The organism is Nostoc sp. UIC 10890, from assembly GCF_054786515.1.
The window spans coordinates 3,141,606-3,157,769 of record NZ_JBSGKF010000001.1; the positions used below are offsets into that span (position 1 = coordinate 3,141,606).

Sequence of the window (16,164 nt, forward strand, 5' to 3'; positions counted from 1 at the left end):
AAATCTCTGAATTACGCCAGCAGAAGAGGCTATCCATGCTTACAAGTACGCTACTTCTCTCGAATCAACTTCCCACACTCCAATATTCTTCCACACCAGAGCGTTTCGATGAAACCTGGGAAGCCCCTCTGGCTACTCTCCTGGGACTAGGACGCGCCGCTGGTGCTGACTTCATCGAATTATTTTTAGAGCGTCGCAACTATATTAGTTGTCTTGCAGAAGATGACTCCATCACGAGTATTTCACCCAGTCTGTCTACAGGCGCGGGAGTTAGAGTATTTCGTGGTAAAGCTGATTGCTACGTCAGCACCAATGACCTTTCTTTTTTCGGTTTGAAAGCAGCTTTAGAAAAAGGTCTTTCTATCTTAGGATTGCAACTACCCACTGCTAAGGCTTTCATCCCAGAAATCAACCTGGAATTATTGAGAGATTACGCCACCAAAAGAGGTAAAGATGCATGGCTACCAGTGTGTAGCTCCATCCGCGAAATGGGAGAAATCCTCCTTGATGGTACTGCCCACCTGAAGCAAAAAGCTAGCCACGTCCAATCGCGCCGTGCTACCTATTTCCGGGATTGGCAAGAAGTTTTAATCGCCGCTAGTGATGGGACTTTTGCTCGTGATATTCGCCTCACACAATCAGTAGGATTTAACCTATTGTGTGCTGATGGTGCTAATCGTAGCTCAATTGGCGATCGCGCTGGTAATACTAGCGATGCCAACTTCTTGAGAACTTGGGATTCTCAACAAGCCGCTGAGAAAATAGCAGAATCGGCTGGAAAAATGCTCTACGCAGATTACGTGGAATCAGGTACTTACCCGATTATTATGGCCAATCACTTTGGCGGCGTAATCTTCCACGAAGCTTGCGGACACTTGCTAGAAACCACTCAAATTGAACGCAATACCACTCCCTTTGCTGACAAAAAAGGCGAAAAAATTGCCCACGAAAGTTTGACAGCCTGGGATGAAGGGCGCTCTGAAAATGCCTTCGGAACAATTGATATGGATGACGAAGGTATGCCTGCTCAAAGAACCCTATTAATTGAAAAAGGTGTTCTGAAAAACTTCTTGGCAGATAGAACAGGTTCCTCACGCACCGGACACCCCAGAACTGGAAGTGGACGCCGCCAAAATTATACCTATGCAGCTGCTAGCCGGATGCGTAATACTTATATTGATTCTGGCGAATATAGCAATGATGAATTATTTGCCTCAGTTGATAAAGGTATTTACTGTAAAAAAATGGGTGGTGGTAGCGTTGGTGCTACAGGCCAATTTAACTTTAGTGTTGATGAAGCTTATTTGATTGAAAATGGCAAAATCACCAAACCACTAAAGGGAGCAATTCTAATCGGTGAAGCGAAGGAAATTATGAATAAAATTTCCATGTGTTCCCAAGATTTGGAAATAGCACCAGGTTTTTGTGGTTCCGTCAGTGGCAGTATTTACACCACAGTCGGACAACCCCACATCAAGGTTGATTCTATTACCGTCGGTGGAAGATAATCTCGTCAACTTCCAGGTTTTACCTGGAAACGCCTTCTTCGTGGCTCTGTCACTTATTTATATCTAGAAAAGAAGAAGCCCTTCATTATTACATTCCCAGGCTGAAGCAGGGAGTGAGAAAATCCCAAACCCAAAATTGACTATGCCCAACATAAATGAGATTGCAAATTCCGCCAAGGACAATGCTGGTAAGCTTGGTATTAAGAAATTCGACATTTATGGCTCAACAGTAGATGACACTAGCGTACAAGTAGACCAAGGTGAGCCAAAACAAGTCAAAGCTTCAAATCGCTCTGGTGTTACTGTTCGTGTCTGGAATGAAGATAATACAATGGGTGTCACCAGCACCACGGATGTAGACCCCAAGGGACTGGAATTAGCTTTAAAAACTGCTTACGAAGCCAGTTTCTTTGGTGTTAAAGAAAATGTTCCTGATTTTAGTCCAGAGGCTACTATTCCTATTCCAAATAAGCCCCAGGATAAAGCACCTCAAGCACCTGTTGCTGAACTCATAGAAAAATTGTTGGTAGCTGAAAAAGAATTACTGGCTGCTCATCCAGCAATTAAAGGTGTACCTTATAACGGTTTGTCACAAAGAGATATTGACAGATTTTATCTCAATAGTGACGGCGCGGTGAGAACTGAATCTCACTCCTTAGCATCAGTTTATCTTTACAGTAAAACTGAGGAAGAAGGGAAAAAACCGCGCAGTGCAGGTGCTTTTAGAATCAACCAGAGTTTAGATAATCTAGATATTAATGGTTGCATCAAAGAAACCGCCGATAAAACTATCAGCCACTTGAATTATGAAAAAATCAAAACTGGTAAATATCGAGTTGTTTTCTCAGCTGAAGCTTTCTTAAGTCTATTGGGTGCTTTTTCTAACTTGTTCAATGCTCAAAGTATTTTAGACAATCAAAGTCTATCTACTCCTGATGATTTAGGTAAGCAAATTGCTTCCCCTCTAATTTCAGTTTATGACGATGCGTTGCACCCAGCTAATGTAGGTGCAGAAACTTTTGATGGTGAAGGAACTCCGACTCGTCAGATTTCGCTAATTGAAAATGGCGTTTTAACAGGATTTCTTCATAGTGCCGGTACTGCTAAGAGGTTAAATGCCCACCCAACGGGTAATGCTAGTATTGGGGCAAAAGTCAGCGTCAGTCCCAATTTTTATCATGTTTTTTCCACAGCAACTCCTGAGCAGGAGTTTAGCTTAGAAACGGCTGAAAATGTGATTCTTATCGATGATTTGCAAGCTCTCCATGCTGGAGTTAAATCTTTGCAAGGTTCCTTCTCTTTGCCGTTTGATGGTTGGCTAGTTAACAAGGGTGTGAGGACGAGTATTGAGTCAGCAACTGTTGCTGGCGATTTCTTAGAACTCTTGAAATCAATTATTTATGTAGAAAAAGAGCCAGAGTTAACGCCAGGGGGAGTTTGTCCGAAAATCTGGGTTAATGAACTTTCGATTACCGGTGAGTAAAACTTAACAAGTGTAGGGTTAGGAGTTGAACATAACTCTTAACTCATCACTTTGGCATCAATTAATATTCACCACCGACGCTAATGGCAGTATTAAATACATCAGCACCGCTTAAATCAATATTGGCTAAAACTGCGCCATCAACTTCAGTATTATATAAATGAGCATTACTCAAATCAACGTCGGTGAGATTAGCATCATTTAAGCTAGTACCACTAACAAAGGCATTTGTGAGATTAGCAGACTTTAAATTTGCACCAGTTAAATCTGCACCTTCTAGGTTCGCATTTTCGAGATTAGCCCCTTTTAAATTTGCGTTTCTCAAGTCAACACCTATAAGATGAGCGCCTTTAAGATTTGCTCCTGTTAAATTACATCCGAAACATTCTCTAGTTTCTAACAAGCGGCGGACAGGGGCGGAGTTTTCTGCTTTGACGGAAATGGGAGCAGCTAAAGATAGCGTGCTGAGTAAGGCTGCTGCCGTCAAAAAGATTGGTTTCATATTTACCTCCGACATTTCTAGAAGTTATTCAATTTTTAACTTCTGTGGTTCCACTGTCCCAAAATGCCAGAATTTTGTCCTCATGCGATCGGAAGAACATATAATTTCTATGAGATTAGGTATTCTTCCGTCAGATAGTCCGATGGGAGTAAAATTCACTGAGATTATATTAAGCTTTACCGCTACCTAATAAATACAGCAGCGCCATGCGAACGGCGACACCACTGGTAACTTGCGATTGAATAAGACTAAATTCTGGGTCATCCATCAACTCAGAACTAATTTCGACACCACGGTTAACTGGGCCTGGATGCAAAACTTTGACGTTAGGTTTACAAAGTTGCAACTTTGTGCTTGTAATGCCAAATAGCTGATGATATTCTCGCAAACTTGGCAATAAATGAGCCGTCATCCGTTCCTTTTGCAGACGCAAAGTCATCACAAAATCGGCATTCTGCAAAGCTGGTTCTAGTTGCCAATGAAGAAATAGTTTTGGATTGGGGGGATAACTCCTGACTTCTGACTCTTCAGAGATAAACTCGGCAAATAACTTGGGTAAGAGGGTGGGTGGTGCTGCGAGATGCACTTCGGCACCACTGGCAATTAAGCTCCAAATATTCGATCGCGCCACACGAGAATGGAGAATATCCCCAACAATGGCAATCTTTTTCCCCTTTAAAAGTTCTAATCGGGGATGATCTGGGTCAATTAGAGTAGTTATGGTAAATAAATCTAGCAGTGCTTGGGAAGGATGTTCATGTTGACCATCGCCAGCATTGAGGACACTAACTCGTACACCTAAACGATCCATTTCAGCCGCGATCGCATTTGGTACTCCTGCTTCTCGATGGCGGACTACCATAATATCAGTTCCCATAGCCAAATAGGTTTTCGCCGTGTCGAGAATTGTTTCTCCCTTAGTCATAGAAGATGTGGCTGCGGCGAAGTTCAGCGTATCTGCACTTAAGCGTTTGGCTGCCAGTTCAAAACTGCTGCGAGTGCGGGTAGAGGATTCAAAAAATAAATTCGCCACCACCTGTCCCTGCAAGGTTGGCACTTTCTTCGTCCGCCGTGATAGCACTTCTTGAAAACTAGCAGCAGTTTGCAAAACAGTATCGTATTCAGCGGTGGTGAAGTCAGCTAGAGAAAGAATGTGATGACGATTCCAGGTGGTAGTAGGCATATTTGGGGACTGGGGACTGGGGACTGAGGACTGGGCATTCGGGCATAGGAGATGGGGAGATGAGGGGGGACGCGGGGACAAGGAGATAAACAAAACTTTTAACTCCTAACTCTTAACTCTTAACTCACCACTCACAACTGTTTTGCCCAATGCCCAATCCTTTCAAGTTGGTAAATGGAAAACGTTTAAAGCTAGAGAAATTAGGCTGAGGAAGGTTAAAAATCCAATTGTATCTAGCATTGTAGTCACTAACGGGCCACTAACCAAAGCTGGGTCAAGCTTTAGTCGTTTCAAACCCATTGGCAGTAGAGTGCCAAGTGTAACAGCCACAATTGTATTAGTTGCCATTACCATTCCGGCAATTAAAGCCACCCATCGTTCTTGGGGTCGCGCCCAAATTAAGGAAAGCAAAATCATTGTTGCAGCTAAAACTACGGCTGTGCCTAGACCTGCTAAAACTTCTTTGCGAAGAATTTTCAAGGTATCTTTGGGTGTTACCTCGCCTACTCCCAAGCCGCGAATTGTTACCGTTAATGATTGAATCCCAACAGTACCACCAGTGTTAGAAAAAATTGGCATGATGACTGCTAAAACTGGCACTGCGGAGATTACAGATTGAAAAGGTGCGATCGCACTAGCAGCACCAATATACATGGCCATAATCCCCAAAAGCCACGGCAAGCGGTTGCGGATGGTGAGTAGGGGGGAAGATAAAGCTGCTTCATCACCACTAACACCCGCCAGTTTTTGGATATCTTCTGTGGCTTCTTCTTCCAAAATATCCATGACATCATCAATGGTGACGATGCCAACCAATCGGTCTTCTCGATCAACTACGGGGATAGCGATTAAGTCGTAGCGCTGCATGATTCGCGCCACTTCTTCTTGAGGGGTTTCAGTTCTCACCTTAATGACGCGATCGCTAGCAATATCCTTGATGAAAACATCGGGAAAGGTAAACAGCAATTGGCGCAGTGAAACTACTCTCACCAGCGTCCGGTTGTCATCTGTAACGTAGGCGTAGTAGATCGACTCCTTGTCTTGGTCTTGACGGCGGATCTTGCTCAGGGCTTCACCTACAGTCAATCCTTGGCGCAACCGGACATATTCAGTTGTCATCACCCGCCCAGCAGTGCCTTCGGGATAGCCGAGAATTGTTGCTGTTGCTTGCCTTTGTTCTGGACTAAGTTCTTGTAATAACCGTTTGATTACCCCAGCAGGTAGTTCATCAAACAACTCTGCCCGTTCGTCGGGACTCATCGCTTCTACAAGTTGCACTACTTGGACATCATGCAGAGAATTAATTAGTTCTTCCTGCACCTCTGTGGGCAGATATTCAAATACATCAATTGCCTGAGCCTTGTTGAGTAAACGGAATGCGATCGCGCGTTGTTTCTCAGGCAATTGTGTAATGTAGTCTCCCACATCCACAGGTTGCAAGCGATTTAAATCCCATTTCAACTGGTTTAAATCGGTAGTATCAGTCAGCAAATCACGAATATCTTGTGTGAGCATGAGATATATCTCCTAAGTCTCCCCCGCGCTGGGAGACTTCCTCGCCAGCTCAGAGGAGGTTGATACTGCCATCTGGTGGACTATTGCCCATAAAATTTCAACAATTCAATATCGATATCTAAATTAAGGCATCGCTAGTCATCATCCTAACCCGGAATAGCACTCTCCGGTGGATACTGAATCGTAGCATTCAGCATCTGTGATATTCCTCAGTCGTGAGTAATTTAATGCCCTGTGTTTCAGGTAATTTACGTGTAACTTTAAGTAGATTTTACTACTGCTATAAGCTATGTCAAGGCAATCAACGATTTTTTTCACAAACTTTATACAGTCAAAATATTTACAACACTATTAAGTAATTTTTAGTATCAAGCAACTTCATGCGTAGTCACCTGGACGACGGAGAATCAAAAATGGGTTGGCAGGTTTTACTTCATGGTTGCGGTAATGTGTTTGAGCTTTAGCGATCACCATTTCTCTAATAATTGGGCGATCGCTAAAATTAAGTACCCAGAAGTCTATTAACAGGAGATAATAATAAACTCACACCACCCTTAGCTGTTGTCCCATCAAGCATTACAGAGCTTGTTCTGGCTTGATTTAGGTAATTCACTTCACAGTCACAGGGTCGAATTTTGCAAGTTGTTCTGAACCAAACCATGAAAACATCTACCAAATTGCTAGTTCGCTTGGACTATTACTACCAGCAAATCAAAACGATCATCCTGACTCGGCAAAATCCGATTACTGGTTTATTACCTGCAAGTACAGCGATTACAGCCCACGGTGATTATACTGATGCCTGGGTACGAGACAACGTTTACAGCATTTTGGCAGTTTGGGGTTTAGGACTTGCATACCGCAAGATTGACGACGATGAGGGACGCACCTATGAACTAGAACACAGTGTCATCAAATTGATGCGCGGGTTACTATTTGCGATGATGAGACAGGCTCACAAAGTAGAGACATTTAAACATACTCAGTCGCTACTAGATGGACTGCACGCCAAATATAATACCGCGACTGGTGACATTGTTGTTGGTGATGACGAATGGGGACATTTGCAACTTGATGCCACATCTATATTTTTGCTGATGTTGGGGCAAATGACGGCTGCGGGATTGCAAATAATTTATACCATTGATGAAGTGAATTTCGTCCAAAATTTGGTTTACTATATTGGACGAGCTTACCGCACACCAGATTACGGCATTTGGGAACGTGGGAATAAAATTAATCGGGGTAGTGCAGAGTTAAATGCCAGTTCTGTAGGCATGGCAAAAGCTGCTTTAGAAGCTATCAACGGACTGGATTTGTTTGGTGTGCGTGGTAGTCAAGCATCGGTAATTCATGTGCTACCAGATGAAATCGCCCGCGCCCGGATTACTTTAGAATCCTTATTACCGAGAGAATCTGGTTCCAAAGAAATTGACGCAGCGCTATTAAGTATTATTAGTTATCCTGCCTTTGCCGTAGAAAATTTGGAGTTACGCGATCGCACTTTAAACGATATTATCAATAAACTCGCAGGTAAATACGGCTGCAAACGCTTTCTACGTGATGGACACCAAACAGTTTTAGAAGATCATCAACGTTTACACTACGAACCGTGGGAACTCAAGCAATTTGAGCATATTGAATGCGAATGGCCGTTGTTTTTTACTTATTTAGTTCTAGACGGATTATTTCGCGGCGAACAAGAACAAGTTAAAAAATACCAAGAGCTTTTAGAATCATTACTTATAGAACAAGATGGTTTGCATTTATTGCCAGAACTTTATTATGTTCCAGCAGAAAACATAGAGGCAGAAAAGTTAGCACCCCAAACGCAACCACGTTTGCCAAATGAAAATATTCCCTTGGTGTGGGCGCAGAGTTTATATTTTCTCAGTCAAATGTTGAGTGAAGGGTTATTAGCTGTTGGTGATATCGACCCTTTAGGAAGACATTTATGTGTGGGGAAACAGCGCGAGGCATTGGTACAAATTGCCTTATTAGCAGAAGACGAAGATTTACAGACAAAACTAGAAGTTCATGGAATTGAAGCACAAACACCTGCCCAAGTAGAACCGATTCAGGTGAGAAAAGCTGGAGAATTTTCAGCTATTTATACGCAAATTGGACGTAATTACAAACTTGGTTTAACTGGGCGTCCAGTGCGGCGGTTGCGGAGTTTAACAACATCTAGAATCTTTCGGATTCGTGGTGAAACAATTGTCTTTTTGCCTTCATTCTCAGATTCTCAGCAGTTTTATCTAACCCTTGATTACCATTTTTTACTGGATCAAATTAGAAGCGAACTAGCTTACATTCAAAAATATTGGAGCGATTTAGGGCGTCCTACTCTGACTTTAATGTTGACGCACACAATGTTAGAAGCAGGTTCGGAAGCATTACTAGAACTAATGCAAGAACTGAAAGATGGTGTTTGTAACGGTGTGCGAGTGAAATTAGGGCGGCTAAATCAGCTAATGCTGACAGCAGGAATCCAAAGAATTGATTTTCTACCCAATGCAGAATTTTCGCGATCGCCAGTGAAAAATGCTAGCCCACGTTGCTATTATTTAGCTTATCATCCTGAGAAAAACTGGCGCTTAGGACATACCCAAGAATTTCAAGTGGAGTGTGAAACTAACTTTGGGTTATTACTTTCTCATTTGCGCTCATCAGAGAACATCTACGAACAAATTGAGTTATTGCAAACTTTAACTCGCTTGCAGGGAATGAAATTTGATACAGGTTACGGTGGCCCAGGATATCCTGTCACCGTAGCCGATTTGCTCGATGAAGTTTACACCAAAGCTGGAGATTTAGGTATTTGGGCAGTAGTACGGCGGGCTGCTGGGTTACGCCAAATGGTTGATATCAGCCTATCAGATGCAGTAACGAGCATTTTGGTGCGAGGTAAGCAAATTGCTGTGGGTAAAGCTTATAGTGAAGCGTCCTTGATTACCGTACCCATGTCTCACGATGAAATTGCCGATAAAATTAATCATTTCTGTCGTGAGGATATCCGCGATCGCGTCCTTACTCAAGAGATTTTAATCTATCTTGGTATCTTAATTCGTTCAGAACCCGAACTATTCCAAGGACTACTAACACTGAGAGTCGGCTATCTCATCTTATTAATAACCAGCGAACTAGCGCGGGAATTACACGTCACTCAAGATGAAGCTTACGATTACCTAATGCAACTTTCACCCTTTGAAGTAAAAGTGCGCTTGCGTCAGGTATTAACTGGATATACTGGCATGAGTAGCCTGTTGCGCCAGCAAGAATCACTACACGTCAAGCAAAAAGAAAGTGATATTGCTTGGGTGGTTTTACCAGCGATTGAAGAAGGAATAGAAGTCCCATCAGGCGGTTGGCGGAGGTTTCGCCAAGCTGAAGGTGCAACGGGGCGTGTACCAAAAGAATTTTTTAAGCAAGTTTGGCTATTAATGCAACATTGCAAGGGTCTAGTAATTGGCGATAAACTAGAGCGCCGCAATCGTTTAGATAGTGAGATAATGCTGTCGGAAATGACAGCAGGAGAAAGAAATTTTGCTCTGTTAATTGAGCATTTGCTAAATAAAATCGAAGCTCCAGAATACCGCCAAGTTAATATTGAAGCATTAATCGAATTAGCTGCGATCGCAGCCAATAATCCCAAGCTGCAAATCGAAGAATATATCGTGTTGGATGTGTTAATTGGCCATGCAGTGCGATTGGCATGGCTAGAAAATCATAGTCAACGCAGCGATCGCTATGATGAAGATAAGGCGAGTGCGTGGCGATCGTTTTACAATACTTCTCCTAGAGATTGTGCTAGTTATATTTTGAAGGCGTTCAGGTTCTTGACGGAATTTGTGAAGGATTTTTAAACGCAGAGAGGCGCAAAGGGAAGCGCAGAGGAACGCAGAGAATGAGTTGAGTGAGGTGATTATAGGGTGTGCGATGAGGGTAATACTGCTTTGGGGCCTGGTTTGTTGGAGTCGGCTTATGAGGAGTGCTTGGATTATGAGTTGAAGAAAGCCGGATTGAATATTGGCAAGCAAATTCCATTACCCTTGGTTTATCAAGATGTGCAATTGGAATGTGTTTATCGATTAGATTTGATTGTCGAAAACCAAGTAATTGTAGAGATTAAATCTGTAGAGTCCTTCCACCCAATTCACTCCGTCCAACTCCTAACCTATCTCAAACTAGCAAACTGCAAACTAGGTCTTCTCCTCAACTTTAACGTCCTCCACCTCAAAGAAGGTATTAAACGCGTAGCCAACAACCTCTAACTCCCTCTCATCCTCCGCGAACCTCCGCGCTTCCCTCCACGCCCCTTTGCGTTGAAAAAAAATATCCCCCACCTAAGACTCCAAAAGCAGGGGTTTTATTAAAACTACTTAACAGAAACAGCATCAACATCAATAGTGCTTCCACTAGAAGTAGAACCCTCAGTAGTATTAGGTACTTCAGTACCCACATCACCCTTACGAGCTTTCCAACCCTCAATTACTAGCCCCGACACCTCACTAACTAGCAGGGTCAAAAGAAAAACATCATCAATTTGTCCCACAACAGGTATAAAATCTGGGAGAATATCAAATGGGCTGACCAAATAAACCAACGTTCCTAAAATTACCCACCAACGGTACTTAGGGTTACGAAGCACATCGCGATACCAGGTGTAAAGTGATTGGATTGAAAATTTCATATTTTGAACCTCCTAGTTATCTTTAATTTTGACAAATTATGCTAAAAATTCCCGGTGTGAATAACCGCCCTAGTTTGTCTGGAAGACGCTACTTATAATTTGTCAACAGAGAAAAATAAGTAAATAAGGGCGAATATTTATAATTATGTTAAAATATTCAAATTTTAAAGTGCCTTAGACCAGCAATTACGGCACTATCAATAATTCAAGGTACTGTACTTTCAAAAAATCGGGATGACTGGATTCGAACCAGCGGCCCCTTCGTCCCGAACGAAGTGCGCTACCAAGCTGCGCCACATCCCGTCATAAAAATGGCATTGTAGATTAACAATATCACAACCTGTGGCAAATAGCAGAATTACATCTATATCTATATATATGATCACTTCATCCAAGGCTTTGCTTGCTACGATTAAATTTATATAACTCTAATGGTAAAAGTGGATTGTGACTGTAAAACCAGACTGGTTGCGGGTAAAAGCACCTGGGCGTGAGCGCATCGGTAACGTTAAAGAAATTTTGCGGGATTTAGCCCTAAATACAGTTTGTGAGGAAGCGTCCTGTCCTAATATTGGTGAATGCTTCAATGCTGGGACTGCTACGTTTTTGATTATGGGCCCGGCTTGTACACGCGCTTGTCCCTACTGCGATATTGATTTTGAGAAAAAACCTAAACCACTAGACGCTACAGAACCTGCACGACTGGCGGAAGCTGTTCGCCGCATGAAACTTAATCATGTAGTAATCACTTCTGTAAACCGAGATGATTTGCTTGATGGTGGTGCGTCTCAGTTTATGGCATGTATTGATGCAGTTCGCTCTGTTTCACCCAACACGACAATTGAGGTGCTAATTCCTGACTTGTGCGGTAATTGGAATGCTCTAGAGTTGATTCTACAAGCTGCGCCAGAAGTATTAAACCACAATACCGAAACTGTTCCACGCCTATATCGCCGGGTGCGTCCCCAAGGAAACTACGATCGCACATTAGAATTATTGCAGCGCACTCGTCAAGTTTCTCCTAACACATACACTAAATCCGGGATCATGGTTGGACTCGGTGAAACTGATGCCGAAATCCGCCAAGTCATGCAAGACTTGCGAACTGTAGATTGCGACATTTTGACAATTGGGCAATATCTCCAACCTAGTCAAAAACACTTGCAAGTAAACGAATTTGTCAACCCAGAACAATTTGCGGCTTGGAAAGCATTCGGCGAAGAAATCGGATTTTTACAAGTTGTCTCTTCACCATTGACAAGAAGTTCATATCATGCAGAACAAGTCAGAGAATTAATGGAACGTTATCCCCGCAGCCAATTTTAGATTTTAGATTTTAGATTTTAGATTGGTGAGCTAAGAGGATGGGGAGACTTTTGATTTAATGACTAATCCAAAAACTGTAGCAATTCTTGGTGCGGGTGCTTGGGGTGCATCTCTGGCAAATCTCGCCGCCGCAAATGGTCATCAGGTGCGCGTGTGGTCGCGTCAAGGTTCCCAAACTCTGGAAGCAGTTTTAAAAGATGTCCAAATAATCTTGTCCGCTATCTCGATGATTGGTGTGAGGGATGTTGCTTCCCAAGTCCAGTCTTTCCCCCTTTCTCCAGAGGCAATTTTTGTGACGGCGACGAAAGGCTTAGACCCCGAAACTACCTGCACGCCGTCACAAATTTGGCAAACAATATTCCCTAACCATGCAGTAGTTGTTTTGTCTGGGCCTAATTTATCGAAAGAAATTCAAATGGAGTTACCAGCAGCCACGGTGGTAGCCAGTAATATTCCCACGGCTGCGGAAGTAGTGCAATTAGTATTTTCTTCTCATCGTTTCCGGGTATATACCAATCCCGACCCCTTGGGGGTGGAATTAGGGGGAACACTGAAAAATGTGATTGCGATCGCAGCGGGTGTGTGCGATGGTTTACAACTGGGAACAAATGCCAAAGCTGCTTTAGTCACCCGTGGACTTACAGAAATGGTTCGCATCGGCAACAATTGGGGTGCAAAGACAGAAACTTTTTATGGTTTATCAGGTCTAGGGGATCTGTTAGCAACGTGCAATAGTCCTTTAAGTCGCAATTACCAAGTCGGCTATCAGTTAGCTGGTGGTAAGTCACTTACAGAAACTCTCGCAAATTTACAAGGAACTGCTGAAGGAGTAAACACTTGCCGAGTTTTAATGCAACGAGCCAAGCAACAAAACATCACAGTCCCAATTACCGAGCAAGTTTATCGGTTACTTCAAGGCGAAATCACACCCGGACAAGCACTTGATGAACTAATGTTGCGAGATATCAAGCCGGAGTACAACTACTAGTTAAGACCTCTTGCAAAAAGCACTTTTGCAAGAGGGGGAAAAGGGTAAAGGTTAAAGGGGAAGGGGGGCAATACAGAACTTTTCCCCTTCCCCCCGCCCCTTATCCCCAGAGGGGGCCCACCTTCCCCTTTGCCCGACTTATGCAAGAAGTCTTTAGTAGTCTGTCAGGTTGAAATTGGCACTTTAAGACTGACATACAAGACGACGCAAGTACACTGAAAGGGTGCTTGATAATTTACTTACATTTTTTATCTCCGTGTCAAGAGAATTTTTACCGTTAATACTAATAACTTCTCTGATATCTATTAGTTCTACTTATACCTGAATAATCCTTAGAAAAAATTAGTAAATCGTCAGGATATTACTTTAGTCACCATGTAAATGTGACTATGCCAATTATAAAGATGACATTCACTGAAGGATGTTTATACTGTGTTACAAAAGTTACTTTTCCAAACCCTAGTGGTTGAAATATTAACTAAGTAGTTGAAATATTGAAAGCCTAGCTATGGATTTAAATAGCTATTGATTCAATCAAAAGTTTAACAGCCGATTAAGTTCAGTAATACTGTATCCAATAAAACCCTTACAGTTAATTTCTAAAAAAATTGTAATGGAACCTTCAACCATGTTAGTTCATCGTAAATCACGGGAACAATAGCAACAGTTGAATAGCTGACCGTAATCTAAGCTGACCGTAATCTATTGTTACCTGGAGCCATTGAGACGATCTTTATGCCAGCAACATCTTTTTATGCAGATGCCCCCTACAACACCAAAAAGTCCCGCCAGGCTTTGGACTCGGATCTCACGGTTGATGACAGTGAGTTATCGGTAGATGATTTACAGGAGCTAGAGATGGCTTCTGTTGACAACGCTAACTTTGCTGCTAACACTAACCGCCGGAGTACAGACCTAGTACGTCTGTATCTTCAAGAAATTGGTCGGGTTCGCTTGTTAGGGCGGGATGAAGAAGTTTCAGAAGCTCAAAAAGTTCAACGCTACTTGCGGATGCGGATAGTGCTTGCTAACGCCGCCAAGCAAGGAGATGAAGTGATTACGCCCTATCTCCGGTTAATTGAAGTTCAAGAACGTTTGACCTCTGAACTCGGACATCGCCCGTCTTTAGAAAGGTGGGCTGCTACTGCTGAAATAGTTTTATCCGATCTCAGACCGACTTTGGCAGATGGCAAACGTCGCTGGGCTGAAATCGCCAAGTTGACAGTAGAAGAGTTGGAGCAAATTCAGTCCCAAGGACTCCAAGCAAAAGAACACATGATTAAGGCTAATCTTCGCCTAGTTGTGTCTGTTGCCAAGAAGTATCAAAATCGCGGTTTGGAATTGTTGGATTTAGTCCAAGAAGGCACACTTGGTTTGGAGCGGGCTGTAGAAAAATTTGACCCAACCAAAGGTTATCGCTTCAGTACTTATGCTTACTGGTGGATTCGTCAGGGAATTACACGGGCGATCGCTACTTCTAGTCGCACGATCCGCCTACCGGTTCACATTACTGAAAAGTTAAACAAAATCAAAAAGGCTCAACGCAAAATTGCTCAAGAAAAAGGTCGGACTCCGACTCTAGAGGATTTAGCAACTGAGTTAGAAATGACACCGACCCAAGTCCGAGAAGTTTTGTTGCGGGTTCCTCGCTCCGTTTCTTTGGAAACCAAAGTAGGGAAAGATAAAGACACTGAATTAGGTGAATTACTCGAAACTGACAGTGTAACTCCAGAAGAGATGTTAATGCGAGAATCTTTACAAAGAGATTTGCATCATCTTCTGTCAGATTTGACTAGCCGGGAGCGCGATGTTATCTTGATGCGGTTTGGTTTGGCAGATGGTCATCCTTACTCTTTAGCAGAAATTGGCCGCGCTCTCGATTTATCCCGCGAACGAGTCCGCCAAATTGAATCCAAGGCTTTGCAAAAGCTACGCCAACCCAAGCGCCGCAACCTGATCCGCGACTATTTGGAGTCTCTCAGTTAGTCAATGATCAAGAGTCATTTGTCATTAGTCATTTGTCATTAGAAAACTGCACTTGACAAATGACTATGGACAAAAGACTGGCTTGATCTCCAGGTTAAAAGCCTCTTAGAGACTTGTAGCAAATAATTTGCATTTAATTGCAGAAACTTACCCCCAGACCTTTGCTCAGATATTTTGAAGGTGGGGATCAAATCAGCAATTTAAAATTCACTCATTCAAAATTCAAAGTCAAAGGATGCAATCGTTACAAGTATCCTAACTATTAGCTGTATGTAAATTAAATGCATTACAGCTTATTAGTTGAATTTTGATCAAGATTTGATGAATTGTTCTTAAATATTTAACATAAATTCTCAATAGGCAATGATTGTTGCAAATTGCTCCCAAGATTTGTTATATTCTCAATTAACAAGCTTTGTTGAGAAATATTAGTATGACTGTCTACACAACTACTTCACTCAAGGCAGAACTGAACGAACGAGGCTGGCGATTAACTCCCCAGCGCGAAACAATTTTACACATTTTTCAAGAACTTCCGCAAGGTGAACATCTGAGTGCGGAGGATCTTTATCATCGGCTAGAAACTGATGGTGAAGGGATCAGTCTGTCAACTATCTATCGGACTTTGAAGTTGATGGCAAGAATGGGAATTTTGCGAGAACTAGAACTGGGTGAGGGACATAAGCATTATGAAATCAACCAGCCTTATCCCCATCACCACCATCACTTAATTTGTGTTAGATGCAACTCAACTATTGAGTTTAAAAATGACTCAATTTTAAAAATTGGGTCGAAAACTGCTCAAAAAGAAGGTTTCCATCTGCTGGACTGTCAAATGACCATCCATGCAGTATGTCCCAAGTGCCAACGGGCGCTGATGCCGCTCTAGCACTTGGGTGGATAAAAAAACGAAACTACTCAAATTAACCAAATAAATGGAATTTTGAGCAGTTTTTAATTTGCTGTTACTGGAGGTAAGC

General features: G+C 42.6%; 11 protein-coding genes, 1 tRNA gene and 1 pseudogene. 8 read left to right on the plus strand and 5 right to left on the minus strand.

Annotation, left to right across the window (positions count from 1 at the left end; genetic code table 11):
• Positions 1–35: 35 nt before the first annotated feature.
• Both ACWATR_RS12725 and ACWATR_RS12730 read left to right on the plus strand, forming a co-directional pair.
• Positions 36–1,508, plus strand: a complete 1,473-nt coding sequence (locus ACWATR_RS12725) for a TldD/PmbA family protein (RefSeq protein ID WP_460332689.1) — start codon at positions 36–38, stop codon at positions 1,506–1,508.
• 142 nt (positions 1,509–1,650) lie between these two features.
• Positions 1,651–2,991, plus strand: coding sequence for a TldD/PmbA family protein (locus ACWATR_RS12730; protein WP_460332691.1), 1,341 nt, complete (start codon positions 1,651–1,653; stop codon positions 2,989–2,991).
• 61 nt (positions 2,992–3,052) lie between these two features.
• Here the strand turns inward: ACWATR_RS12730 and ACWATR_RS12735 are convergent, their stop codons facing one another.
• The 3 genes from ACWATR_RS12735 to mgtE all read right to left on the minus strand — a co-directional run bounded on the left by ACWATR_RS12735 (position 3,053) and on the right by mgtE (position 6,191).
• Positions 3,053–3,493, minus strand: a complete 441-nt coding sequence (locus ACWATR_RS12735; protein ID WP_181932182.1) for a pentapeptide repeat-containing protein — start codon at positions 3,491–3,493, stop codon at positions 3,053–3,055.
• A gap of 169 nt (positions 3,494–3,662) precedes the next feature.
• A complete protein-coding gene (locus tag ACWATR_RS12740; RefSeq protein ID WP_460332693.1) occupies positions 3,663–4,676 on the minus strand; it encodes an aspartate carbamoyltransferase catalytic subunit in 1,014 nt (337 codons plus the stop codon).
• 162 nt (positions 4,677–4,838) lie between these two features.
• Entirely contained in the window at positions 4,839–6,191 is a 1,353-nt protein-coding gene (gene mgtE, locus ACWATR_RS12745) for a magnesium transporter (RefSeq protein WP_460332695.1), read from the minus strand.
• Between the two features lie 659 nt (positions 6,192–6,850).
• Here mgtE and ACWATR_RS12750 point away from each other — a divergent pair.
• Together ACWATR_RS12750 and ACWATR_RS12755 are read left to right on the plus strand one after the other, a co-directional pair.
• Positions 6,851–10,057, plus strand: coding sequence for a glycoside hydrolase family 15 protein (locus ACWATR_RS12750; protein ID WP_460332697.1), 3,207 nt, complete (start codon positions 6,851–6,853; stop codon positions 10,055–10,057).
• Between the two features lie 73 nt (positions 10,058–10,130).
• Positions 10,131–10,465: pseudogene (locus ACWATR_RS12755) on the plus strand (GxxExxY protein).
• A gap of 104 nt (positions 10,466–10,569) precedes the next feature.
• Here the strand turns inward: ACWATR_RS12755 and ACWATR_RS12760 are convergent.
• Together ACWATR_RS12760 and ACWATR_RS12765 are read right to left on the minus strand one after the other, a co-directional pair.
• On the minus strand, positions 10,570–10,884 hold the full coding sequence (locus tag ACWATR_RS12760) for a YkvA family protein (protein WP_460332699.1): 315 nt from the start codon (positions 10,882–10,884) through the stop codon (positions 10,570–10,572).
• Positions 10,885–11,113: 229 nt separating this feature from the next.
• Positions 11,114–11,187, minus strand: a tRNA-Pro gene (locus tag ACWATR_RS12765).
• A 144-nt stretch (positions 11,188–11,331) separates the two neighbouring features.
• On the opposite strand from ACWATR_RS12765, the gene lipA reads away from it, so the two are divergent.
• The 4 genes from lipA to ACWATR_RS12785 all read left to right on the plus strand — a co-directional run bounded on the left by lipA (position 11,332) and on the right by ACWATR_RS12785 (position 16,073).
• Positions 11,332–12,210, plus strand: a complete 879-nt coding sequence (lipA, locus tag ACWATR_RS12770; protein ID WP_460332701.1) for a lipoyl synthase — start codon at positions 11,332–11,334, stop codon at positions 12,208–12,210.
• 58 nt (positions 12,211–12,268) lie between these two features.
• Positions 12,269–13,198 carry an NAD(P)H-dependent glycerol-3-phosphate dehydrogenase gene (locus ACWATR_RS12775; RefSeq protein WP_460332703.1) on the plus strand — a complete coding sequence of 310 codons (930 nt, stop codon included), beginning with the start codon at positions 12,269–12,271 and terminating at the stop codon, positions 13,196–13,198.
• 735 nt (positions 13,199–13,933) lie between these two features.
• Positions 13,934–15,184 carry an RNA polymerase sigma factor SigC gene (gene sigC / locus ACWATR_RS12780; RefSeq protein WP_460332705.1) on the plus strand — a complete coding sequence of 417 codons (1,251 nt, stop codon included), beginning with the start codon at positions 13,934–13,936 and terminating at the stop codon, positions 15,182–15,184.
• Between the two features lie 433 nt (positions 15,185–15,617).
• Positions 15,618–16,073 (plus strand): Fur family transcriptional regulator, encoded by a 456-nt coding sequence (locus ACWATR_RS12785; RefSeq protein ID WP_012407750.1) that lies wholly within the window; start codon positions 15,618–15,620, stop codon positions 16,071–16,073.
• Positions 16,074–16,164 lie beyond the last annotated feature (91 nt).

Coding starts and splice junctions, on each gene's coding strand:
- mgtE (WP_460332695.1), bottom strand. CDS start 6,191: ATGCTCACACAAGATATTCGTGATTTGCTGACTGATACTACCGATTTA.
- ACWATR_RS12775 (WP_460332703.1), top strand. CDS start 12,269: ATGACTAATCCAAAAACTGTAGCAATTCTTGGTGCGGGTGCTTGGGGT.
- ACWATR_RS12740 (WP_460332693.1), bottom strand. CDS start 4,676: ATGCCTACTACCACCTGGAATCGTCATCACATTCTTTCTCTAGCTGAC.
- ACWATR_RS12725 (WP_460332689.1), top strand. CDS start 36: ATGCTTACAAGTACGCTACTTCTCTCGAATCAACTTCCCACACTCCAA.
- sigC (WP_460332705.1), top strand. CDS start 13,934: ATGCCAGCAACATCTTTTTATGCAGATGCCCCCTACAACACCAAAAAG.
- ACWATR_RS12760 (WP_460332699.1), bottom strand. CDS start 10,884: ATGAAATTTTCAATCCAATCACTTTACACCTGGTATCGCGATGTGCTT.
- ACWATR_RS12750 (WP_460332697.1), top strand. CDS start 6,851: ATGAAAACATCTACCAAATTGCTAGTTCGCTTGGACTATTACTACCAG.
- ACWATR_RS12785 (WP_012407750.1), top strand. CDS start 15,618: ATGACTGTCTACACAACTACTTCACTCAAGGCAGAACTGAACGAACGA.
- ACWATR_RS12730 (WP_460332691.1), top strand. CDS start 1,651: ATGCCCAACATAAATGAGATTGCAAATTCCGCCAAGGACAATGCTGGT.
- ACWATR_RS12735 (WP_181932182.1), bottom strand. CDS start 3,493: ATGAAACCAATCTTTTTGACGGCAGCAGCCTTACTCAGCACGCTATCT.